This window comes from Seongchinamella sediminis (assembly GCF_003457605.1).
Lineage (GTDB): Bacteria > Pseudomonadota > Gammaproteobacteria > Pseudomonadales > Halieaceae > Halioglobus > Halioglobus sediminis.
This window is the reverse complement of the sequence record NZ_QRAN01000010.1, coordinates 45,284-68,795: the sequence shown is the minus strand read 5'-3', so window position 1 is coordinate 68,795 and position 23,512 is coordinate 45,284. Positions and strand designations below refer to the sequence as shown.

General features: G+C 61.5%; 18 protein-coding genes. 6 read left to right on the top strand and 12 right to left on the bottom strand.

Features of this window, described 5'->3' with window-relative positions; genetic code table 11:
• Positions 1 to 5: 5 nt before the first annotated feature.
• The 8 genes from DWB85_RS10730 to DWB85_RS10695 form a co-directional block, all read right to left on the bottom strand.
• The gene (locus DWB85_RS10730) at positions 6 to 584 is read right to left on the bottom strand and encodes a superoxide dismutase (protein ID WP_117954356.1); all 579 of its coding nucleotides are present in this window, start codon (positions 582 to 584) and stop codon (positions 6 to 8) included.
• Between the two features lie 160 nt (positions 585 to 744).
• Positions 745 to 2,106 carry an NAD-dependent succinate-semialdehyde dehydrogenase gene (locus DWB85_RS10725; RefSeq protein ID WP_117954354.1) on the bottom strand — a complete coding sequence of 454 codons (1,362 nt, stop codon included), beginning with the start codon at positions 2,104 to 2,106 and terminating at the stop codon, positions 745 to 747.
• Positions 2,107 to 2,168: 62 nt separating this feature from the next.
• Positions 2,169 to 3,443: an ectoine hydrolase gene (gene doeA, locus DWB85_RS10720; RefSeq protein WP_117954352.1), complete on the bottom strand. Its 1,275-nt coding sequence runs from the start codon at positions 3,441 to 3,443 to the stop codon at positions 2,169 to 2,171.
• Positions 3,440 to 4,708, bottom strand: coding sequence for an aspartate aminotransferase family protein (locus DWB85_RS10715; protein ID WP_117954350.1), 1,269 nt, complete (start codon positions 4,706 to 4,708; stop codon positions 3,440 to 3,442). Before DWB85_RS10715 ends, doeA begins: the two co-directional genes overlap by 4 nt.
• Before the next feature lie 54 nt (positions 4,709 to 4,762).
• Positions 4,763 to 5,938 carry a N(2)-acetyl-L-2,4-diaminobutanoate deacetylase DoeB2 gene (gene doeB2 / locus DWB85_RS10710; RefSeq protein ID WP_117954348.1) on the bottom strand — a complete coding sequence of 392 codons (1,176 nt, stop codon included), beginning with the start codon at positions 5,936 to 5,938 and terminating at the stop codon, positions 4,763 to 4,765.
• Positions 5,939 to 6,055: 117 nt separating this feature from the next.
• Positions 6,056 to 6,925, bottom strand: coding sequence for a class I SAM-dependent methyltransferase (locus DWB85_RS10705; protein ID WP_117954346.1), 870 nt, complete (start codon positions 6,923 to 6,925; stop codon positions 6,056 to 6,058).
• 53 nt (positions 6,926 to 6,978) lie between these two features.
• Positions 6,979 to 8,028, bottom strand: a complete 1,050-nt coding sequence (locus tag DWB85_RS10700; RefSeq protein WP_239017292.1) for an isoaspartyl peptidase/L-asparaginase family protein — start codon at positions 8,026 to 8,028, stop codon at positions 6,979 to 6,981.
• Positions 8,029 to 8,195: 167 nt separating this feature from the next.
• The gene (locus tag DWB85_RS10695; protein ID WP_117954344.1) at positions 8,196 to 8,885 is read right to left on the bottom strand and encodes a zinc metallopeptidase; all 690 of its coding nucleotides are present in this window, start codon (positions 8,883 to 8,885) and stop codon (positions 8,196 to 8,198) included.
• Positions 8,886 to 9,360: 475 nt separating this feature from the next.
• Here DWB85_RS10695 and DWB85_RS19890 point away from each other — a divergent pair, with 475 nt between their 5' ends.
• Genes DWB85_RS19890 through DWB85_RS10675 form a run of 3 tightly spaced genes read left to right on the top strand, consistent with a single transcriptional unit; the run spans position 9,361 to position 13,610 of the window.
• Positions 9,361 to 10,119: a tail fiber protein gene (locus tag DWB85_RS19890; RefSeq protein WP_338055637.1), complete on the top strand. Its 759-nt coding sequence runs from the start codon at positions 9,361 to 9,363 to the stop codon at positions 10,117 to 10,119.
• A gap of 59 nt (positions 10,120 to 10,178) precedes the next feature.
• Entirely contained in the window at positions 10,179 to 11,894 is a 1,716-nt protein-coding gene (locus DWB85_RS10680) for a S8 family serine peptidase (protein WP_117954340.1), read from the top strand.
• Positions 11,895 to 11,945: 51 nt separating this feature from the next.
• Positions 11,946 to 13,610 (top strand): M28 family metallopeptidase, encoded by a 1,665-nt coding sequence (locus DWB85_RS10675; protein ID WP_117954338.1) that lies wholly within the window; start codon positions 11,946 to 11,948, stop codon positions 13,608 to 13,610.
• 102 nt (positions 13,611 to 13,712) lie between these two features.
• On the opposite strand, the gene DWB85_RS10670 is transcribed toward DWB85_RS10675, so the two are convergent.
• The 4 genes from DWB85_RS10670 to DWB85_RS10655 form a co-directional block, all read right to left on the bottom strand.
• A complete protein-coding gene (locus DWB85_RS10670; protein ID WP_117954336.1) occupies positions 13,713 to 15,206 on the bottom strand; it encodes a CoA-acylating methylmalonate-semialdehyde dehydrogenase in 1,494 nt (497 codons plus the stop codon).
• 34 nt (positions 15,207 to 15,240) lie between these two features.
• Complete coding sequence (gene iolB, locus DWB85_RS10665) at positions 15,241 to 16,041, bottom strand: 5-deoxy-glucuronate isomerase (protein ID WP_117954333.1); 801 nt, start codon at positions 16,039 to 16,041, stop codon at positions 15,241 to 15,243.
• 25 nt (positions 16,042 to 16,066) lie between these two features.
• Positions 16,067 to 17,431 (bottom strand): phytase, encoded by a 1,365-nt coding sequence (locus DWB85_RS10660; protein ID WP_117954331.1) that lies wholly within the window; start codon positions 17,429 to 17,431, stop codon positions 16,067 to 16,069.
• Between the two features lie 85 nt (positions 17,432 to 17,516).
• A complete protein-coding gene (locus tag DWB85_RS10655) occupies positions 17,517 to 18,383 on the bottom strand; it encodes a MurR/RpiR family transcriptional regulator (RefSeq protein ID WP_117954329.1) in 867 nt (288 codons plus the stop codon).
• A gap of 199 nt (positions 18,384 to 18,582) precedes the next feature.
• Between DWB85_RS10655 and DWB85_RS10650 the strand changes: the two genes are divergently transcribed.
• The 3 genes from DWB85_RS10650 to iolD are packed head-to-tail and all read left to right on the top strand — an operon-like array spanning position 18,583 to position 23,512.
• Positions 18,583 to 19,719: a Gfo/Idh/MocA family protein gene (locus tag DWB85_RS10650; protein ID WP_205422715.1), complete on the top strand. Its 1,137-nt coding sequence runs from the start codon at positions 18,583 to 18,585 to the stop codon at positions 19,717 to 19,719.
• Positions 19,720 to 19,727: 8 nt separating this feature from the next.
• Positions 19,728 to 21,662, top strand: coding sequence for a bifunctional 5-dehydro-2-deoxygluconokinase/5-dehydro-2-deoxyphosphogluconate aldolase (locus DWB85_RS10645; protein ID WP_117954327.1), 1,935 nt, complete (start codon positions 19,728 to 19,730; stop codon positions 21,660 to 21,662).
• On the top strand, positions 21,659 to 23,512 hold the full coding sequence (gene iolD / locus DWB85_RS10640) for a 3D-(3,5/4)-trihydroxycyclohexane-1,2-dione acylhydrolase (decyclizing) (RefSeq protein ID WP_117954325.1): 1,854 nt from the start codon (positions 21,659 to 21,661) through the stop codon (positions 23,510 to 23,512). Before DWB85_RS10645 ends, iolD begins: the two co-directional genes overlap by 4 nt.

Genomic DNA, 23,512 nt, shown 5'->3' with positions numbered 1-23,512 from the left:
GCAGCTCAGGCCAGGTTGGCGTTGACGAAGTCCCAGTTCACCAGTGCCCAGAAGGCCTCCATGTACTTGGGCCGCGCATTGCGGTAATCAATGTAGTAGGCGTGCTCCCACACATCCACAGTCAGCAGCGGGGTGTAGTCACCGGTCAGCGGGGTTTCGGCATTGCTGGTATTGGCAATCGCCACCGAGCCGTCGGCTTTCTGCACCAGCCAGGTCCAGCCTGAGCCGAAGTTGCCGACCGCGCTGGCGGTGAACTCTTCCTTGAATTTGTCAAAGGAGCCGAAGGCGGCGTTGATCTTGTCCGCCACGGCGCCGCTGGCTTCGCCGCCGCCGTTGGGGCTCAGGCAGTTCCAGTAGAAGGTGTGGTTCCAGACCTGGGCCGCGTTGTTGAATACGCCGCCGCTGGAGTTCTTGACGATGGTTTCCAGGTCGGCGTCCTGCTGGTCCGTGCCTTCAATGAGAGGCCCCAGCTTGTCGACGTAGGTGGCGTGGTGTTTGCCGTAATGGTACTCCAGGGTTTCCTGGGAAATATGGGGTTCGAGGGCATTCATTGCGTAGGGCAGATCCGGAAGGGTAATAGCCATGGTGTATCTCCTGTGTTGTGAGTGGCAATAAAGACTGCCAGCGCGTTGGCTGGCAGCGCACTATACGGAAAGCGAATGGCAATTGGCACTCGCTAGCATGCCAATCATTGCGGTGATATTCAAATGCATTCCGCGCGGCCCCCGGAATCCGGATCGGTCGCTAGCCTATCCAGACCTGCTTGGCATTAACGAATTCACGTATCCCGTGCGGCCCCAGCTCCCGGCCCAGCCCTGAGCGCTTGATACCGCCACTGGGCAGGCGCGGGTCGGTTTTGACAATACCGTTGATTGCTACCTGCCCGGCATTGATCTCCATGGCAAATTGTTCTGCCATCTCCTGGTTCCCGGTCCAGACGCCGGCCCCGAGGCCGTAGTCGGTTGCATTTGCGAGCTCCAGGGCGTGCTCGGCGTCCCCGGCCCTGGTCACAGCCATCACCGGACCAAAAGTTTCCTCGCGAAACGCGCACATGGAGTCGGTGACCTCGGTCAGCAGGGTCGCCGGGTAGAAAAACCCCGGACCTTGCGGTAGTTCGCCGCCCAGGGCACAGTTTGCGCCGGCGGCCACGGTTTCCTGTACCTGGCGATGCAGGTTGTCGCGCAGGTCGCCGCGGGCCAGGGGGCCGATGTCGGTCTCTGTCGACAGGGGATTACCCAGTGTGAGTGCCCGCAAGCGTGGTTTGAGCAGGTCGATAAAACGGTCGTAGACCGGGGCTTCGACAATGATCCGCTTGGCAGCGATGCAGGATTGTCCGGCGTTGATAATGCGCGACAGGGTGGCGACGTCAGCCGCTTTCTCCAGGTCGGCATCGGCCAGCACAACGAATGGGTCTGAGCCGCCCAGTTCGAGAACGACAGGCTTGATCTCGGAGCCGGCAATGCTTGCGACGATGGCACCGGCCCGGTCGGAGCCAGTGAAAGATACCGCGGCAACAGCGGGATGGCGGATGGCGGATTCAACCATCGCCGTCTCGATGGGTATGTTGACCACGATATCCGTCGGTGCGCCGGCCTCGCGAAAGATGCCCTCAATGGCAGCGCCGCAGCCGGGCACGTTCGGGTCGTGTTTGAGCACGCAGGTGTTGCCGGCCATCAGCGCCGGCGCCAGGGCGCGGAACGCCAGCCAGAGTGGCGCATTCCAGGGCAGTATCGACAGGGTGGTGCCGAGGGGCTGGTAGCACACATAGCTCAAGGCAGCGTCCGAAGGCAGTTCCTCACGCTGTAAATAGCGTTCGGCGAACTCAGCGTAATGCTCTGCGCACCAGGCGGCCTTCTCAACTTCGGGTCCGCCTTCTTTCACCGGCTTGCCCATTTCCCGGGCCATGAGTTCGGCCAGCGCGCTTTTCTCCCGTCGCAGGCACGCCGCAACAGCCTGCAGAACCCGGGCACGCTCCTGCAGGGGCGTCTTGCGCCATCCGGGATAGGCATCCTGCGCGCGTTGAATGTGCTGGTTGAGCGCCGCTTGGTCCAGCGAGGGATACTCGCCGAGTGACTGTCCGGTCGCGGGGTCTATTGCAAATAGCATAACAGGCTCCAGGGCTGGCGGCCTCGTCCGCGAGGCCGCAGGTTGGTTGGGAAGGACGATAGCTAGTTACCGCCAAGCGGTTCTCCGGGCTTTTCATCCGGCTTGTTGCGTTTGTCCTTTTGCGGCGAAATTGTTGCGATACTGCTGGAACTGGACGCGTTTCCCTTTGTTGAGCAGGGCTTGACGGTGAAATCGTAATCCAGGCTGAAAAATGATTTACAGCCCGTGTCGGTAATGTAAATGGTGTCGGAAATGCCGCAGGTCTTGTCCCCGTCTACGCCCCACATCCAGGGAATAACGTGGAAGGTCATGCCTTCGCGCAGGATGGTTGAATCCCCCTGCTTGAGGCTCACGATATAGCCCTCATCCCAGCTCGGCGGAAACGCTATACCGATGGAGTAGCCGGAGCGGGTCACCAGGCGAGCGCCGACATCGTTATGGCTGATGATATTGCGGATCATGTTGTCGACATCAGAGACAGTCATGCCGGGCTGCAACTGTTCATGCATGGTGCCGATCGCGTGTTTCATGGTTTCCTGTGCTTTGTACATCGAGTCACTCAATTCGCCGAGGACGATGGTCCGCATCATGGCAGTGTGATAGCGCCGATAGCAGCCACCAACCTCGATAAAGACGTGTTCACCCGGCTCGACAGTACGGCCTTCCCAGGTAGCGTGACCAATCATGGTCCGGGGTCCGGAGGTGACGTAGGGCATCACGGCGGGTGGCTCTCCCCCGGCGCGAAACATGGCATCGCTGATCGCGGCGCCGATCTCGTTTTCCGTCACGCCCGGCTGACTCGCGGCGATGCCCGCCCTGATACCGGCCTCAGTAGCGGCTGCCGCCTTGTGCATAAGGTCGATTTCCGCCGGAGATTTGCAGACTCGGCCCTCCTCGACAATGCCAAAACAATCCAGCAGTTTGGCGCCGGTAAGCGTGGTATGGATGGTGTCCTGCTGGTAGGCGGGGAAAAAATAGCTGTTGCGTTCGTAGCCGATATGCTTGTTCGCCAGGCCAAACTCACGCAGTGCGTCCACCAGGGTCTGGATGGCATCGCCGGTGTCCGGGTAGGGGCGGGTCAGGTCGACCCAGGTCCGCGCGTAAATATTGGATTCTTCCAGGGCGCGGGTAATCATGAACGGTTCGTCTTCCAGCGGAATCACCAGCGCCTGAAAGAATGAGTACCCGGTGGTCTGGTAATCCGTCAGGTACATGATGTTTTCCGGGTCAGTGATCACCGCCGCATCCAGCCGCCGCTCCGCTATACGGGTTCGCAACTGCGCCAGGCGGTGCTGATATTCCTCGAACGGAAAGGTCATGTCATCGCGTTGTTTCATGCGGCCTCCAGCACCTTTTCTGCGGTGGTAACCAGTATCTCCAGGCCCTCGGCCAGATCCTCGCTCGGAATGGTGAGCGGGGGAATGATTTTCAGTACCCGGCCGCCGGTGCCGCAGGCGGTAATCAGCAAACCCTGTTCAAAGCATTGCTTGAGGATGTCGCTGGCCCGGTCACCGCTGCCCACGTCCAGTCCTACAATCATGCCCTTGCCACGCACTTGCACCTGCGGGTACTTCTCCAGCGGGTCGACCGCGCTGCGTATCTGCGCGGTTTTGGTTTTGACCTCGTCCATCAGCTCGCTGTTTTCAAAGTAGGACAGTGCCTCGCAGCCGGCGACGAAGGACAGGTTTTGCCCCCTGAAGGTGCCGGTGTGCTCACCCGGTGACCAGTGTTTGTCCACTTCCGGCTTCACCAGGTTCATCGCCAGCGGTGTGCCTATGCCGCCCACACCTTTCGCCAGGCAAATGACATCAGGGTCGATATTGCAGTCGTCGAAACTGAAAAAGCTGCCGGTTCGGCCGACGCCGACCTGTATGTCGTCTACGATAAGCAGGGAGCCGAGGCTTTTCGCCAGCTTCGCCAGTTTCTGCAGCCAGGCTTTACTGGCGACGTTGACGCCGCCCTCGGCCTGTATCGCTTCAACAAGAAATGCCGCGGGCGCTTGCAAACCACTTGAGCTGTCCGCGTACTGCGCTGCCAGGTGGTCGAGAAGCTCGGTGCCGCAACCCATCTCGCAGGATTGGCACGGTGCTTCGCAGCCAAAGGGGTAGTGCACAACATGTTCCAGCGGGACACCGGAGGCACCGCGAAAGTAGGCATTGGCAGTGCAGGCAAGCGACCCGAGGGTCATGCCGTGGAAGCCGTGGGCAAAAGCGACTACTTGTCTCCTGCCGGTCGCCCGGCGGGCAATTTTCAGTGCCGCTTCCACCGCGTTGGTGCCGGTTGGGCCCATGAACTGCATTTTATGGGGCATGTTCCGCGGCTCGAGTATCACCTCGGTGAAGCGCTGCATGAATTTGCGCTTCGCGGTGGTGTGTAGATCCAGGCTGTGCAGCACACCGTCCGCCTGCAGGTAGTCGATAATCGCCTGCTTCATGCGCTTGTTGTTGTGGCCAAAGTTCAATACTCCGGCGCCGGCAAAGAAGTCGATGTACTCCTTGCCGTTTTCGTCGGTCTGGCGCGCATTCTGGGCCTTGTCGAAAACAGCCGGGTAGACCCGGCAGTAGGCTCGGATGTCGGATTCTCGCTGGTCAAAAATGCTCATACTCGTCTCCATTGGCGATGTTCGACAGGGGCCGCAGCCCCCGATGGGTAAAACTCAGGCGATGTCGGCGGGCACAGCAATGCCCGCCAGGCGTGAAAAGTAGGCCGTGACTCGGGGAATCAGCCGGTCGTTAAAGTCGTAGCTGGCGTTGTGACAGGGCGCCCGGTGATCGGGACCGTCGTCGCTGCCGATAAGGGCAAATGCCCCCGGGATTTTCTGCAGGTAATAGCTGAAGTCTTCGGAGGCCATAATCGGGGTATCGCTGGTCCTGTCCAGGGCTGCGCTGCCCCAGAGTTGTGCCCAGTGTTCGCGGGCGATGCCGGCGTGGTGAGCGTGGTTGATAGTCGCATTGTAGCGGTGCTTGTGCTGGACCTCGCAGCTGACACCATAGCTCGCAGCGCTGTGCTGGCAAACCTCGGTGATCAGGGCGTTGACGCGTGAGCGGGTGTCGTCGTCGGGAATGCGAATACTGCCGGCCAGCCTGGCGCTCTGCGGTATGACCGTCTCCCCGCTGCGTGCGTCGATTGAGGTCACGCTGACCACTGCCGCCTTCTGGGGTGGTAGCCGTCGGCTGACCACCTGTTGCAGGTTCAGGATAATGGCGCTGGCCGCCAGCACCGGGTCGGCACATTGTTCCGGCTGGCTGGCGTGCCCGCCGCGGCCGGTGACGATGATTTCGAAGGTGCCATTGCCGCTCATAACGGCATGGTCAGGGCACAGCATCATGCCGAAGGGAAGCGCCGGCCAGTTGTGCCAGCCGTAAATCGCATCGACCCCTTCCAGTGCGCCATCGGCAATCATTTCCCGGGCGCCGTGCCCGCCTTCCTCGGCGGGCTGGAACAGCAGGCTGACCGGCGCGCTTAACTGCGCCTCGTGCAGTTTCAACCAGTGGGCCGCCGCCATCAGGGTTGCCGTGTGTCCGTCGTGGCCGCAGGCGTGCATGCAGCCCTCGTGCCGGGAGCGCCAGGGATGATCGTTCTGCTCGTGAATGGGCAGGGCGTCGATGTCGCCGCGCAGGGCGATATGGCGGCCGGAGGAGCCCTGGTCCTGACCAAGCCGGGCCACGGTGCCGGTGTCGGCGCAGGGCTGCCAGGGGATATCCAGCTCGGTCAATTGCCGGCGAATACGTTCAGCGGTGCGCTGTTCCTGCCAACCAAGTTCAGGGTACTGATGTAGTTCGCGCCGCAGCTGTTGCGCGGCGCTGATCGCGTTTTGCCATGCCGACGACATCTAGCTCCTTACAGAACCCGGTACACTGTGTTCGATCAGTTGCATGCTGCAAACATAGCACAGCGCAGCGCAATGACCCAATTGACGGCTGCGGAGACTGTAACCGGCCCTGCGCTGTCAGTGATTGCGGGCCGTTACAATCCAGCAGCTGCCCGCCAGGTTGACGGTCTCGCCGTCGTAGAAGGGCATGACGGCCTCGCGGATGGCCTCGCGGGCGGTCGCCACCCGTTCCGGCGGCGCCTCCCTGAGCAGGCGCGAGGCCGGACCGGCGTCGATAAAGAAGTCGCCGATCTGTTCCCGGGCCATGCCATGACCAAAGCGCAGGGTGGGCTTGAATGGGTCGATGTTGATGTCGGCAAAGCCCGCCCCGGTGAGCATGCGCTCGACAAATTCCCGATCGGCGAGGCCGAAGGGCCCGGGCGCGTGGGGCGGCAGCGGCTCCGGCTTGGGCAGATGCTGCAGGGCGGCGCCCATGGGCACGGTAACCCAGTCGTTACCGGGTATCGGGGCCCAGCAGATGAACGCCAGGCGGCCACCGGGTTTCAGCGCCCGGCGGATATTGGCGAAGGCGGCGGCGGGATCGGCAAAAAACATGACCCCGAAACGCGAGAACATAAGGTCGTACGCGCCGGCATCGAAGCGGTGGTTGCTGGCGTCGGCCTGCTGGAATGAAAGCGCCGACTGCAGGTCGGCATCCAACTGCTGCTTTTTCTGGCCGGCCACCTCCAGCATGGGGCCGGAAATATCCACACCCAGCACCCGGCCTGCCGGCCCCGTTCTTTGCAGCAGCGCCAGTGAGGTGTCGGCGCAACCGCAGCCAACGTCGAGGATGGCTTCCCCCGCCTGCACGGCGGCTGCGTCGATGGCCGCCTGGCCGATGGGGCTCAGGGTCTTTTCCATCTGCGCATTGCGTTCCGCCCAGCCCTGACCGGCCTCGCCGTCCCAGTACTCGATCTGTTCGCTGTTGTCCTGTGCGCGTTGGGTCATACCTGTTACTTCCTGTTTGGTAGAGAATTCAGCCGGGGCAGGCACCTCAGGGCTTACTCGAAAATGGCCACCTGCCTGCTGCCATCGGAGGAACGGCTGGCGCGATACATGCCCACGGTGTTGAAGGGCATGGCGATGTTGCCGGATGGGTCCATGGCAATGATGCCACCGCTGCCGCCGGCGTCTTTCAGCACCTGGTTGATCACGGTGTCACTGGCGTCGGCAAGCGAGGCGCCCTGGTACTTGACCCGGGCGCAGATGTCGGCGGCGACGTGGTAGCGGATAAAGTACTCGCCATGCCCCGTCGCCGACACCGCGCAGCTGGTGTTGTCGGCGTAGGTGCCGGCGCCGATAATGGGCGAGTCGCCAACCCGGCCAAATCGCTTGGCGGTCATGCCGCCGGTGGAGGTGCCCGCGGCGAGATTGCCCTGTTGGTCCAGGGCCACGGCGCCCACGGTACCCATGCGATAGCGCTCGGGCAGGTCCTCGTAGGAGGCGCGAAAGTCTTTGCTGGCGTCCTGTTCCTGCTCCAGCTTCTGCTTCGCCCGCAGCAGCGACTGGTAGCGATCCTCGGTGTCGAAGTAGTCGTTACTGACCGGGGTGAAACCCTGCTCGGCGGCGAACGCTTCGGCGCCCTCGCCAGACAGCAGCACATGGGGCGAGTTGTCCATCACCGCCTTGGCCAGGGCGATGGGGCTGCTGACGGTTTTCACCCCGGCGACCGCGCCTGCCTGCAGGGTGGCGCCGTCCATTAACGACGCGTCCAGCTCATGGCGGCCCTCATAGGTATACACCGCCCCTTTGCCGGCATTGAACAGGGGCGAATCCTCCAGCACCTGGATCGCCGCAATGACCGCCGCCTGGCTGCTTTCTCCCTGGTCCAGCAGGCGGTAACCCGCGTCCAGGGCCTCCAGCAGTTTCGTCTCATAGCGCTGCCGCAGCTCGCCCTGGAGCTTGTCCCGGTCGATGGTGCCGGCTCCACCGTGAATGGCGATGGCAAAGGGCGCCGTGTCCGCCAGAGCCGTATTGGTGGCCGACAACATCCAGACAAGGCCTGCCAGCAGCATGGCCGGAAAAAACTGGCGATGGGTTCGTATGATCATGGGCACCTCCCGAGTTGCAGAGCACTGTAGAGCATCACTCTCACCCCGGGCAACATTTCTGTGGCAACTATCCTGTGCGGCTATGACCAGTCGCAGGCCCTGCGGTTGACAAGGTGCGTTGCAGCGTCGCTGTTGTGCCGGGGGCTGAACCCCTTTCGGGCTGCCTGTCAGCGTCGCAATATCGCGAGCCAGCGCCCGAGGTTGAGCAGGCTGGCCAGCGATGCCGCCACATAGGTCAGGGCCGCGGCTTTGAGGATCCGTCTCGCGTGGGGGAGATCCCCTTCGTACAGGTGTTTGCCGGACTCCAGCAGGGGTAAGGCCTTGTTAAAGCTGGCATCAAACTCCACGGGCAGTGTCAGCAGGTGCACCACTGTACCGAGCAACATGGAGCCGATAGCCACCCACAGGAGGAGGAAGCTGAATCCGGGGGTCCTGGTAACCAACATGGCCAGGGGGGCAGCAAGCAGGAACAGGCTGCCCACTCTTTGTCCGGCCGCCGCCACTCGGGCAAGCCGCTGGCGATTGCGAAACAGCACCTCGTCCCTGGCGTCCTGTATGGCGTGGCCGACTTCGTGGGCGGCCACGGTGACCGCTGTCAGCGAGTGGCCGTGGTACTTGTCTTCCGTCAGCCGCACCGCTCGTGCCTGAGGATCGTAGTGGTCTCCATCGGGGGTGACCTCAACGACCACGTTTCGCAAGTCGAGCTGGTCCAGCAGGTGCCGGGCCAGCTCGGCACCGCTGCCCCGCTCGCGGTAGCGATCAGCCGGTTCGCTGTAGTTGCGCAGGATTCGCCTGACCCAAACGCCCGGCAGGCTGATCACAGCCAGGAGCGCCAGTACAACAATAATGGTGATCATGGAGAAAATACGTGCCGTTGCCTTGTCGGGACCAACCTGGACAGTTTGAACAGGTATTAAAAGAAAGACCGGCAGGTTGGCAGAATGTTCCCCGTGCTGTTGTCGGGTTCCAGTCTATCAGCGTCTTTGTTATTACCGTGCTGGACATTGCATAGTCCGCAGGTTAGCTTGGCAGGCACATGCAATTGGAAGTGGTGCAGTGGATGCAGAAATCGGTCTTCATGAGCGTGGCCTTTGTCATGCTAATGCCCAACGCCAGTTACGCAATGGTATGGGGGGAGTCGACCTGGGGATCACTCTGGGGGGCTGGCCTCGCCAGTTCACCCCTGGCAGTTCCTGTGTTCGGTGTGGGCGGCCTGCTTGTGCTCGTTGCTCTTGTGGCCCTAACACCGCTATCAACCCGCGCCCGCCGCCTGTTGAAGCTCAAGCGAAAAAATTCATAGCTATCCGGCAAAAAAAGAAAAAGGACACCCGTATGCCCCATTCCCCTCTCTTGCGAGCCCATCGTTCGCTGTTCGCTGCCCTGCTGCTTGGCACTGTCGCCAGCGCTGTGCAGGCGGCCCCCGTCACGCTTCCTCATACTTTCAGCAACGGCACGGTGGCTGACGCCGATCAGGTCAACGCGAATTTTGACGCCCTGGCTGACGAGTCCAATAGCCAGGACAATCGCATTGGCGCCCTGGAATCTGCCGACAATACCGGGCCCCAGGGAGAGCAGGGCCCCCAGGGTGAACCAGGTCCCCCGGGGCCTCAAGGTCCCCAGGGAGAGCAGGGCCCGGCCGGTACGAGCGTGCCCGACGGGTCTGCTGTCGGCGACATGCTCAAGTGGGACGGCGGCAACTGGGTGGCGACCGCCCCGGCTTCCCCGGCCAGTATCGTTGACGCCTCCAATGCCGACAAGCTGCAGCCCTACCTGGCGATCAACTACATTATTGCCCTGCAAGGCGTCTTCCCCAGCCGCAGCGCCGAAACTCCCTACCTCGGTGAAATCAGTATGTTTGCCGGCAATTTTGCTCCCCGGGGCTGGGCTTTCTGCAATGGGCAACTACTGGCCATTGCTCAGAATTCCGCACTGTTCTCGCTGCTGGGCACAACCTATGGCGGTGACGGCAGGACTACCTTTGCGCTTCCCGATTTGCGCAGCCGGGTGCCGGTGCACTCGGGTAATGGCAGCCAGGGGCCCGGGCTCACGGCGCGCCCACTGGGTCAGCGCGGCGGTACCGAGCGGCACTAGCGGCCCCGGCTTCGCAGCCTGCGCGGGGCGCGCTTGCTACGCTCCGCAGTTTCCCCTTGATGATTAGCAGTTCATTGTTCACGGCCAGTGTCGCGCAGCGGGTGCTGTTGGCGACTTTGCTCATTTCCCTGCCCGCATTCGCGCAGCAGGTGCCGCCATCATTTCCCTACCTCGATAGCATCAATGCGCCCGCGGCACTGCCGGTCCCTGCCAGGGACCGGCCGGTCGTGATCGCCGTTGTCGATGATGGTGTTCTGACCACCCACCGGGAACTGCGCGGCTTGATCTGGGCCAATCCGGCCGAGATTGCCGGCAACGGCGTCGATGACGATGGCAACGGTTTGCGCGATGACTGGCAGGGTTGGGATGTGGCCGATAACAATGCCCTGGTCACCCCGCCGGCAGGACGGCCGGAGTTTTATCACGGTACCCACCTTGCCGGGGTTATTGCCCGCATTGTGCGCCGGGCTTACGGCGAGGACGCGGGCCGCCTGGTGAGGATTATGCCGGTCAAGGTGCTGCAGGACGCTGCTCCCACTACCGACCTCAAGCATGCCTACCAGGGGGTGGAGTACGCTATTGCGGCGGGGGCGGACATTATCCTCAGCGCCTGGGGCATGGCAGCCCTCTCCCCGGACGAGTCCCGCATCCTGGATCACGCGCGCGACAGCGGGATTCTGGTCATCGCTTCTGCCGGTAACTACCCGGATGAACGAGACCAGTTCCCGGCGGCCCATCCGGCGGTGCTGGCGGTAAGCTCTGTAGACGGCCAGGGTCGCCGGGTCGCCAACGCCAATTTCGGGCCCTTCGTGGACATAGCCGCCCCCGGCAATGGTATAGAAGCAGCCGGTATTGCCTCGGATACGGCCTACCAGACCCACGATGGCACCTCTGGCGCGGCGGCGATGGTGGCGGCCGCCGCCGCGATGGTCCAGATAGCGCACCCCGGGTTTGGCCCGGGTGAGGTCACCGCCTGCCTGCTGGACGCTGCCCAGCCCCTGCAGCTTGCCGCGACTACCGAACTGGCCAAGATGGGCAGCGGGTCGCTGGATATCCAGGCGGCGCTTGCCTGTGAGCTGCTAAGCGGGAAGCCGGAGGCGAGCGCGCGGCTCGATCGCTCCAGGGGCTACCTGCATCCTGCGGGAGCGGCGCAGGCGCTGGAGTGGGTTATAGCGCCCGCGGGCAACATCAAGGGCCTGCGTTTCGCGCCGGTGTTTTCGCGAGCCTACAACCCAGGTGATCGACTGGAATTCAGGCAGGGGGCCTCGGGCGCGGGCGAGCCGGTCGCCAGCTTCCCCCTGTCAGCGCTGCCGGAGGAGTACTTTCTTGCCGGGGACAGTGCCCACGTAAGCTACCTGCCGGCCGCTGCCAGCGCAGCGGACTGGCTGCTCGGCTATCGGGCGGACACAGTAGACACGCGCACCCTCTACTGCCGTGGCACCACGCGGCTGATGGAAGAAGGTGAGTTCACCGACGGTAGTGGGGAGCACAACTATTCCTACAACACGGATTGCAAGTGGCTGATCACCGCGCCCCCGGGCAAGAGAGTGCAGTTCAGGTTTTCCGCAATGGACACCGAGACACGGCGCGACCTGGTCTACTTTTTCAATGGGGCGGGAACCCACGAGGACATCATGGCGATATTCAGTGGCCGTGAACTGCCCCCGGAGCTGACCACCTGGAGCAACCAGGTGCTGGTGTGGTTTGTCACTGATGGCCAGAACCAGGGCCGGGGATGGCGGGCGCAGTACCGCTTTATCGATCCTGCCCCCTGATGTTTTCAATTGCTGCTAGACTCTCTGCAATGCCTAATTCAGGAACTCCCAATGAAGTACTTTGCCCCCGCCTCCCTGGCTGTGCTCCTGCTGCTCGGTGGAGCCGCTGTCGCGACGGAAGCACCTGCGCCCCGGATCGACGCTGATCGCCTGTCCGCCATTGTCAAAACCCTGGCCTCGGATGAATTTGCCGGGCGCGCTCCCGGTGGGCCGGGAGAGGAAAAAACCGTCGCCTACCTCATCGAACAGTTTCGCGAGTTGGGGCTGGAACCGGGGGGCGTCAGCGGCCGCTGGACCCAGCCGGTGCCCCTGTGGCAGACCCAGGTCAACGAGCCCGCTTTCGCGGTCCGGACAGGCGATAAGTCTGTCCAGCTGGCCCAGGGCGCGGACGTGGCGCTGTCCACCCTGCAGCCCAAAGCCGCAGTGCGGGTGGAGAACGCCCCGGTGGTGTTCGTCGGCTTTGGCGCCAGCGCCCCGGAGCGGGACTGGGACGACTATGGCGACATCGATCTCAGCGGCAAGGTGGCGCTGTTCCTGGTTAACGATCCGGACTTCTCGGCCGCGGCGGGCGAGCCCGTGGGCCAGCGCTTCGGTGGTAAGCGGATGACCTATTACGGGCGCTGGGCCTACAAGTTCGAGGAGGCCGAACGGCGCGGCGCAATCGCGGCGATCGTCATTCATGAAGACAAGGCGGCAGGTTACGGCTGGGGTGTCGCCTCCGCCTCACCCGGCGAGAATTTCAGCATGGTGTTGTCCCCCGGCAGCGAGCGCTCGCTGCAGCTGCAGGGCTGGATGCACTGGGACGCCGCCAGCCGCCTGTTCGCCAGCGCCGGGCTGGACCTCGATGAGCAGCGCACCCTGGCCCGGCACCCGGACTTCAGCGCTTTCGCAATGCCGAACACGCGGTTCGATGCCGCGGCCGGCGTGGCGGTCCAGCGTATCGAGAGCCAGAATGTGCTCGCTCGCCTGCCCGGCACCACCCGCGCCGACGAAACACTGATGGTGGCCTCCCACTGGGACGCCTTTGGCCAGGGTGAGCCGGACAGCGAAGGCCGGACCGTGCGCCCGGGCGCCAACGATGACGCCCTGGGAACGGCGGGTGTCATCGAACTGGCGAGGGTGTTGCAGGCCGGCCCGCCACTGCAGCGCAGCGTGGTCTTTGCCGCCTGGACCGCGGAAGAAAGCGGCTTGCTGGGCTCCGCCACTTACGCCGCCAACCCGGTGTACCCGCTGGCAAGTACCGTGGCCAACTTCACCCTGGACATCCTGCAGACGGCGGGCCCGGCGCATGACGTCATCCTGGTGGGTGAGGGGCAGAGCGAACTGGAGGATTACCTGGAGCGCGCCGCCAAACGGCAGGGGCGCTATGTAACGCCGGAAAACCTGCCGGAAAACGGGCTGTTCTACCGCGCCGATCATTTCTCGCTGGCCCGTGAAGGCGTCCCCGTGCTGTTGATTATGGGCATCGCCGGCGGTGCCGACCTGGTTGACGGCGGCCGCGCGGCGGGCGACGCCTGGATTGCCGACTACGTCGGCAACTGCTATCACCAGACCTGCGATGCCTGGAGTCCCGACTGGGACCTGCGCGGCGCGGTGCAGGACATCGAGTTGATCCATGACATCATCCGCGAGCTGGGCAACAACGGCGCATGGCCCGCCTGGTCGCCGCAGTCGGAATTCAAGGCGGTGCGCGACCGCAGCCGCGAATTGGAGTAGTGTTCTTGGTCATACGTGAATGCGTTTCAGCGGATATTTTTTCGCGCTGTTAAGCGCGGTTGGTGTGCGGGGGCTGGGAGCGAGGTAGCCAAACAGCTTTCCTCAAGAGGGGAATGACATGCTCACCCCTTCACGTACGCCACTTGATGGCCAACGCTGAGTGATTGTTTTTCGTTTGGTGTAGAAACGCACGCCATCTGGACCGTAGGCGTGCAGGTCACCGAAAAGTGAGCGTTTCCAACCGCCGAAACTGTGGTATGCAACCGGTACTGGAAGCGGTACATTTATTCCAACCATGCCCACCTGAATGTGATCCGAGAAAAAGCGCGCAGCTTCGCCATCCCTGGTGAATATGCAAGTGCCGTTGCCATATTCATGATCATCAATCAGTTGCATGGCTTCGTTCATTGTTTCCACGCGGACTACTTGCAGCACTGGACCGAATATTTCGGCCCTGTAGCTATCCATGTGGGGCTCAACATTGTCCATTAGCGTGGCACCTACAAAGAAACCAGATTCGTGACTCTCCACTTCTACGTTGCGGCCATCTACGACGACAAGCGCGCCTTGTTTCTCTCCTCCGGTGATGAAATCCTCGACTTTGGCTTTGTGTGTGGCGGTGATTAAGGGGCCAAAGTCGTTTTCCGCATTGTCGAAAGAGCCAACCTTCAATTTGGCCATAGCCGCCGATAGCTTTCCAACAAGCGTATCTCCGGCGGTTTTGCCAACTGCAATTACTACAGAGAGGGCCATGCATCGTTCACCAGATGAGCCGAAAGCTGCGCCGATAAGTTGATTGACTGTGCTGTCGATGTCTGCATCTGGCATGACGATGGCGTGGTTCTTTGCGCCGCCAAGTGCCTGGCAACGCTTACCATTGGCTGTCGCTGTGGTGTAGATGTACTCCGCTATGGGGGTCGAACCGACAAAGCTAACGGCTTTCACTCGACTATCAGTCAGAAGAGTGTCCACCGCGGTCTTGTCACCGTTGACGACATTCATTACTCCGGCGGGGAGGCCGGCTTCCGATAGAAGCTTTGCGATGAACAGGGTAGCGGAGGGGTCTCGCTCTGATGGTTTAAGAATGAAGGTATTTCCGCAAACCAGCGCCAGGGGAAACATCCACATTGGGACCATGGCGGGAAAATTGAAAGGAGTAATTCCGGCGACGACGCCAAGTGGTTGAAATTCGCTCCAGGAATCGATATCCGGTCCGACATTTCTACTGTGTTCACCTTTCAATAACTCAGGTGCAGCGCAGGCGAATTCGACATTTTCAATACCCCTTTGTAGCTCGCCGGCGGCATCGTGAGAAATCTTGCCATGTTCCTCGCCAATAAGGCGACAGATAGTCTCCGCGTTCTCCTCGAGCAACTCTTTGAACCTAAACATGATTCGTGCGCGTTTGATTGCGGGAGTTTTGCGCCAGTCGGGAAACGCTTTCTGAGCTGCCGCGATAGCCAGTTCAGTGGTGGCCGCAGAAGCGAGGGCGACATTACGCTCGGATCCGCCCGTGGATGGGTTGAATATTGATTGCGTACGCTCAGTATCTTCGATGAGTTTACCATCGATGAAGTGGCCCACTACGTTGTTCATATGTTGTTGTCCTCAGTCAATTCGCGTCAATAATTCAGTCGAGCATCCATTCATGTGCCGGGTCGTTGTGGAATATCCATTCCCGGGTGGGCCCTGCCATTACGTTTAAATAGTACAAATCATAGCCGTGAGGCGCTCCCACCGGGTGGTAACCCCGGGGGACCATCACTACATCGCCGTCCTCGACTGCCATGGTTTCATCCAGGCTGCGGTCGTCGGTATATACGCGCTGGAAAGCGAAGCCCTGTGGCGGGGAAAGCCGGTGGTAGTAAGTTTCTTCCAGGTGTGTTTCCCGGGGAGCGTCGTCCGTATCGTGCTTGTGCGGGGGATAGCTCGACCAATTTCCATTGGGGGTGATGACCTCTACCACGAGCAGGCTCTCAGCGTCCATGTTGCCAAACAGTATGTTGCAGATCAGGCGACGGTTAGTACCAGTACCGCGCTCGCTGCGCTCGCAGTCCTGCGGCCGGATAAGACGAGCGGGGTAGAGACCGCTCGCTGGGGCGGAACACACGGCCAGTTCAAGGTCGCTCTCCGCGGTGATCCTGTAGTCGCAGCCCGGCGGCACGTAGACAGCGTAGGGCGCGGTGCCATCGAAAGGACCAGCGCGTTCACCGATGTCCAGCCATTCCTGCTCGCCCGCCTGCACGCTGGCCCGCCCGCCCACCAGTACCAGGCAAAGCTCGCGGTCGCCGCTGTTGCGCTCCAGGTCTTTGCCTGCAGGCAGGCTGAAGCACTCGAAACCGACGTACTGCCACTGGGCCGATGCCGGTGTGATGTGCTGGGTGCGTCCGCTCTTGTCGGGGGCCTGGCGGCGGGACAGCAGTTTTGACATGTCGTTCTCCTGTAAGTGAGGGCGCTCAGCGCACCCGGTTGCCGGTATCCATTGGCAGATTCAGGGCCTTCGATATTGAGGCCCAGTCAATAAATTTGAAATTGGTTGCCTCGCGGGGGCCGCCGCTGCCTTCCTGGGCGGTCGGCTGGTCATCACCGTCGTGCATGACGAGCAAGCCCGCGGGGAATGCCTCGCCGAGGGCCACGTTGGTCACCATCATGCCATCGGTCTCCTGGACTCCGTCGACGCTGCCATCCTCTACCCGGAATGAGCCCAGGTAGCGGTTTCCCGCGCCGCGCTCGTAAACCGCAACGCTGTTGTCGCCCTGGCTGGAAATCAGCAGATAGCCATTTCCGTCGCCGGCGTCATACAGGGTGAGGCCCTCCAGGTCTGCATGCAGGTGCGGGTCGCCGAGGCCGGGATTCTCTTCGGTCAACAGTGTGCAGTTGTACTCACCAGCGTTTTCATCCCATTGACGGTCGTAAGGCACACCAAACTCTGCGGCGCGGGCGAACAACTGCCACTGTTCACGGTCCTGGGGTGCATCCATGGCGATTCGCCAGATGCCTACGTCCTCCTGGGCCAGGTAAAGTGCGTTGTGGGCCGGGTCGGCGACCATGCCCTCGAATTGGGGGCGATCGATGTCGTCGTCGCTGCAGGGAGCCCAGCGGGATTCGCCGGTGGCGAACTCGTGCGGGAAGTCCAGGTAGGCCCGGTGAGTGAATCCCACGCTACCGTTCGCGCCCTCCTTGAGTTCCAGCAGGGCGACGCGGGTAGTGCTGTTCTGGCTCACCAGCACCATGGTGCTTCCCTGGTCGCCGTAGGTTGCCAGGCCATAAGCGGTGTAGCCTGCGTTGACGGCTGCCTGGTCGGCGCTGAAGATTGGCCTGGCCGTGGTGTCGGTGATGTCTTCGAGCCGGTACTGCCCACTATCGTCGGCGCCCAGCGCAAATACCGCCAGTGAGTCGAAACCCCGGTCGGAAGCGACGACGAGGTCTGTGGGCTTGCCCTGGAGCGGGAACGCGTAGACGATCTCGGCATTGTTCAGGCGTCCCGCCACATTATCACATGGGCTGTCGGCGTTGGCGCAGGACGGCGCCGGCCTTGGTGGTAGATGTTGCCGCAGCTTACCCTCCAGGGTGTACAGGTCCAGACCCCCTTCCTTAAGGGTTCCGGCAACCAGGCTTGAGCCAGGACGGCTGGGATGTACCCAGATGGCCGGATCGTCGACATCGGTGAAATTTCCCGCTGCCTCGTCAAAATGGGGCCGGGTTTCGAGTGTTGCCTGGACGCTGGCGGGAGCAGCGCTGAGCACTTGTGCCGAGGCGAGCAGGGTAAGAGCACACAGTGTTGTAGAAAGAGATGCCGGTAGTCGGTAGTTGGGTATCATAATGGTAGCGCCTTGTTGGTTGAATTCCTGCTACCAGAATACGGGCTGGATATTAAACAGAGGCTGGCACCGGGTGAACAAAACTTCATCTTTGGCGCTTGCCCCGTGCAGGCAGGCCACTACTGAGGTCTGCCCGATCCGTCGCCAGAGCCGTGGTCAAGGCCTGCGCCAGGCACATGGATGCTGTCAGTGAGCGAAAGCTGAACACCTCGGCATCGTGTATGTCAAAGAACACGGTGGCCTGGCGGGCGATTGCGTTCAGCGAACTGTCGGTCAGTACGATCACCGGCACACCTTTTTCGCGCGCTGCGGCGACGACCTTGGCAGTATCCTCCGAATAGGGACTGTAACTGATGGCGACCAGCACATCGTTTGCCGTCATGCTGTCGGCGTGTTCCAACAGCATGCCTCCCATGCCGGTGAGTAGTTGGGCGCGGCAGTCGAGGTGAGTGAGGTTGTAATAGACGTAAGTCGCCACAGGGAATGACCGGCGTTGTCCCATCACGTAGATATATTCGGCGCTGGCCAGCAGTGCCACGGCCTGTTCCAAAGCTACCGGGTCGGTTTCATCCTGCAGGTGTTCAAGGGCGTTGCGACTTGCGTCGCAGTACTCCTTCAACATACCGCCTGGGGAGTCACCACTGATCTCCTCGCGCTCGGCTGCCTTGCGAAATCTCTCCTTGTAGCTGGCAGAGCGAGCGGTGACATGCGCCTGGAATATGCGCTGCATGTCGCTGAAACCAGAATACCCGAAGGCTTTGGCGAAGCGAATCAGCGCAGACGGCTGTACCTCGGCGCGTTCGGCAATGACAGCGGTGGTTTCCATAGCCATGATGGTGGGATTGTCCCACGCGAACTTGGCGATCTGACGCAAGCGCTTGCTCAATGATTCATAGCGTTCGGACATCTGCTGGCGCAGTATGTCGTAGTCCTGTGGGGCTTTGGTGGTCATAGTTGTTACGTCCCTATCGGCGAACCCGTGGCGGGGCTCTGCATAATGTTTGAAGCCATCATTTTGAAATAAATACTCCAAAAATAGAACAAGCACTTGCGTTGAACCGTAGAAATAGAATAAATTTATCACATAATTTAGAAATAGAATATATGGTTTCGGTGGGCCTCGGCCCGGCGTACAGGTCACAGGAGGCATCGTGCAGTCGCAGGCACTCAGACTGGGTTTGATCGGCAGTGGTTTCATGGGGAGAACCCACGCCCTGGCCGCGCACACTGCAAAGCTGGTTTTTCCGTCCTCCGCCGAGTTGCAGTGCGAACTGCTGGCGGATTTCGATGCCTCGCGAGCGGCGGAACAGGCGGCACTGCTGGGCTTTCGTCGTAGCACTGGTGACTGGCGTGAAGTGGTGGCGGATCCGCGAATCGACATCGTGGACGTCTGTACACCCAATCACCTTCACTATCCTATGGCCAAGGCAGCTCTGGAACAGGGCAAGCATGTTTTCTGCGAGAAGCCGCTGGCGCTTGGGGCGGATGAGTCGCGAGAGCTCGCGACGCTGGCGGCGGCGCGAGGATGCATAACGATGGTCGGCTTCAATTACGTTAAGAATCCGGTCATTTCCATCGCCAAGGAATTGATTGATCGTGGCGAAATCGGTCAAGTTAGACACGTGCGCGGTACTCACGTGGAAGATTACCTGGCCGATCCTCTGCGCGATGGCGGTTGGCGCACGCGTCGCTCCCTCGCAGGATTGGGCGCACTGGGGGACTTGTGCCATATCCTGTCCCTGACCCAGCGGCTGGTCGGGGAGCCGACGGAAGTCTGCGCAGACTTCCAGACCGTTATTCCGGAGCGGCCGGATGGGCCGGTGGAAAATGAAGACCAGATGCACGCGCTGTTGCGTTTCGAGTGCGGCGCTATCGGGACCATTGAGTGCAGCCGTATCGCCTGGGGTCGGAAGAATGGGCTGACCCTGGAGATATCGGGGAGTGCAGGCAGTCTCTTCTTTGATCAGGAGCGGCAGAACGAATTGTGGCTGTATCATGCGGACGGCGAAGCCCCGCAAGGTTTTCGCCGTATTCTGCTCGGTAACGATCAACCAGACTACGCCGCTTTCTGCCCCGCCTCCGGACATGGACTCGGTTTTAATGACCTGAAAGTAATAGAAATGCGCGATCTGGTCGCGGCAGTCGCCATAGGAGCGCCGGCGTGGCCTGATTTTGCAGCGGCGGCGCGCATCGATGCGGTGACTGCGGCAATGGTGGAATCCTGTCGCAAAGGCGGTTGGGTGAATGTAGCTGGAGCGGTTACGGGCAATACCCGCCGCGATTGTTAGGAGTAAGAATGGAACAGCGTCGCTTTGATGTGATCTGTATGGGCCGGGCTGCGGTGGATTTTTATGGTCAGCAGTTCGGCTCGCGTCTGGAAGACATGCGCAGCATGGCCAAGTACCTCGGGGGCTCTTCGGCCAACATGGCGGCGGGCATGTCGCGGCAGGGACTGCGAGTGGCCATGCTGACGCGGGTTGGCGATGAGCATATGGGTCGCTTTGTACGCGAAGAGTTGGCGCGAAATGGGGTCGATGTCAGCCATGTGCACACCGACCCTGAGCGCCTGACGAGTATCGTGGTACTGGGTATCAAGGACCGGGATACCTTCCCGCTGATCTTTTATCGCGAAAACTGCGCCGATGCAGCGATAGACACGGCGGACTTCGACAGGGAATTTATCGCCTCGGCCAGGGCCCTGGCAATTACCGGCACTCATTTTTCCATGGCCGGAACTGCCGCAGCCTGCCGGCAGGCCATTGACTACGCTCGCCAGAGCGGAACCCGCACGGTCCTGGATATCGACTACCGACCGGTGCTTTGGGGCGTCGCCGGCCACGGCCAGGGCGAGAGCCGCTTCGTCGGCAGTATCGCGGTTACCGGTCATCTTCAGTCTATTCTGCCGTTGTTTGACCTGGTAGTGGGGACCGAGGAGGAGTTTCACATCGCCGGCGGCAGCACCGACACGCTGGAAGCCCTGCGGGAGGTCCGTCGACGCAGCGATGCGGTACTGGTGCTCAAACGCGGTCCCCTGGGGAGCGTGGTTTATGAGGGGGCGATCCCCGCGGATCTGGATCACGGTGCCAGCGGCCCTGCGGTATCGGTAGAGGTTCTGAACGTTCTAGGTGCTGGCGATGCGTTTATGAGTGGTTTCATGCGAGGCTGGATGAGCGGCGAAGCGCTGGAGAATTGTTGCCTGTACGGCAACGCCTGCGGCGCGCTGGTGGTGTCACGGCACGGTTGCACCCCCGCGATTCCGTCGCGGGTGGAGCTCGACGACTATCTTGCGCGGCGGGCCGAAGTACCGCGACCGGACCAGGACGCGCGCCTGACGCAGCTGCATCGTTCAACTGTGCCGCGCAAGTCATGGCCGGCGGTCTTTGCCCTGGCTTTTGATCACCGCAGCCAGTTTGTGGATATGACAGCGGCCTGCGGGGCGAGCGAAAGCCGTATCCCGCAGCTGAAGAGACTGATTGCCGATGCCTTCCTGCAGGTGGTAGAGCGCGAAGACTTGCATGGCCGGGCGGGTGTGCTCGTGGATGAGCGCTTTGGCGAACAGGTGCTGGAGTCGCTTAGCGGTCGGGACCTGTGGATTGCCCGGCCGGTAGAATTGCCGCAGTCGCGGCCATTGGAATTTGAGTACGGGGACAATGTCTCCGCAACACTACAGCGCTGGCCCAGCGAACAGGTAGTGAAGTGCCTGGTTTTCTATCATCCGGATGATCCTGCGGATCTGAAGCGACGGCAGCAGGAGCGCCTAAAGAACCTCTTCGACGCCTGCTGCCAGAGCGGGCACGAATTGTTGTTGGAACTCATCCTGCCGGATGGGAGTGAAGACCGGGGCGATGATACGGCGCGGGCGATGCGGGAGTGCTATGAGCTCGGTATCTTCCCGGACTGGTGGAAATTGCCGCCTCCGCAGGAGGAAGCGTGGCCGGGAATCGAGGCGGTGATCGACGAATTTGATCCATGGTGTCGCGGCATTGTTCTCCTTGGTCTTAACCGGCCGGTGGAGGAACTGGTGGCGGGGTTTGCCAGCGCTGTTGGTCGGCGCCACTGCCGCGGCTTTGCCATCGGGCGCAGCTTATTTGTGGATGCGGCCAGTGCCTGGCTCGCGGGGGAACTGGACGACGAGAGCCTGCGCCAGACCGTAGCAAGAAATTTCAGCGCCATCGTCGGTGAATGGCGTGCGCTGCATAGAGAAAATTTGCCAGAGGAGGCAGTAACGTGAAGACAATCAGACTAACCTGCAGCCAGGCGCTGGTGCGCTACTTGTCGGCGCAACAGGTGGAAATTGATGGCGAAACCAGGCCGCTGATAGCAGGAGTGTGGGCGATATTCGGCCACGGTAATGTTGCTGGTCTCGGCGAAGCACTGGAGGCAGGGCGTGATCTCCTTCCCTGCTACCGTGCTCACAATGAGCAAGGCATGGCTCACGCGGCTATCGCTTACGCCAAGGCCAGCAACCGACGCCAATTCATGGCCTGTACCACTTCCATCGGCCCTGGCGCTACCAATTTGGTCACGGCCGCTGCCCTGGCCCATGTCAATCGCCTGCCATTGCTCCTGCTGCCGGGTGATTATTTTGCTTCAAGGGCGCCGGATCCGGTGCTGCAGCAGCTCGAGAATCCCGGGGACCCGACACTAAGTGTCAATGATACCCTTCGGCCTGTGTCGCGTTACTGGGACCGGATCATGCGGCCGGAGCAGCTGCTCAACAGCTTGCCTCGAGCCATGCAGGTGCTCACTGATAGCGTCGAATGTGGTCCGGTTACTCTGGCCCTGCCCCAGGACGTGCAGTCAGAAGCCTGGGACTTTCCCGAGGCGTTTTTCCTGCCTCAACTACGTGAGACGCGCCGGCCACCGCCAGACAGTCGGGAGCTGGAGCGCGCGTTGGCGGCGCTGGTCCGAGCGCGCATGCCGTTGCTTATTGCCGGTGGTGGTGTTCACTATGCCGGCGCCTGCGATGCTCTTCGACAGTTCGTGGAGCGTACCGGCTTGCCAGTGGCTGAGACCCAGGCCGGTAAGGGGGCACTGCCGTGGGACCACCCGGCTCAACTCGGAGCTATAGGTGTAACCGGCAGCAGTGCCGCCAACAGGCTGGCGGCAGAAGCGGACCTTGTTTTATGTGTGGGCACCCGGCTACAGGATTTTACCACGGCCTCACGCAGTCTTTTCGCCAATCCAGATTGTCGTTTGCTGGCGCTCAACGTTGCGGCCTTTGACGCGAGCAAGCACGGGGCGATCGAGCTGGTCAGCGACGCCCTGCGCGGTCTTGATGCGCTTGACGCTGGCCTTTCTGACTGGCGCGTGGAGCCTGCTTGGGCGGACAGGGTCCGCGAGGAGGTTGCACTGTGGCATGCAACGGTCGAGCGGGTAACCGAAGCCAGTGCTGTCGAGCGACCAACGGACGCGCAGGTTCTCGGGGCTGTCAATCGGGCGGCGTCCGATGACGCCGTTGTTGTATGTGCTGCGGGCGGATTGCCTGGAGAGTTGCACAAGCTGTGGCGGTGCGCGCGTCCTAATGGCTACCACGTAGAGTACGGCTACAGTTGCATGGGCTATGAAATTGCTGGCGGTCTCGGCACAGCGATGGCTTTGCCAGGGCGCGAGGTCTTTGTGCTGGTCGGAGACGGCAGCTACTTGATGATGAACTCCGAACTGGCTACAGCGGTAATGTTGGGGCAGAAGCTGATTCTGGTTGTGCTGGATAACCGTGGCTTTGGTTGTATTAATCGCCTGCAGCAAAGCTGTGGTGCGGGACCTTTCAATAATTTACTCGCGGACTGTGAACAGGCCCCTGAAGGTGCGCCGGTGATCGATTTTGCCGCTCATGCGAGGGCATTGGGTGCCGAGGCTGAGAGCGTCAGCGGTATTGCGGCACTGGAACAGGCGCTGCAGAGGGCGCTTGCAGCGCAGGGCTGTTACGTCATTGCTCTGGCGACGGATCCCGGGCCTTCAACTGAAGAGGGTGGAGCTTGGTGGGAGGTAGCAGTGGCGGAAGTGTCGACGCGCGAAAGTGTGAGCATCGCTCGCCGGCAGTACCAGGAAAGTAAGCTCAGGCAGCGCCGGGATACCTGA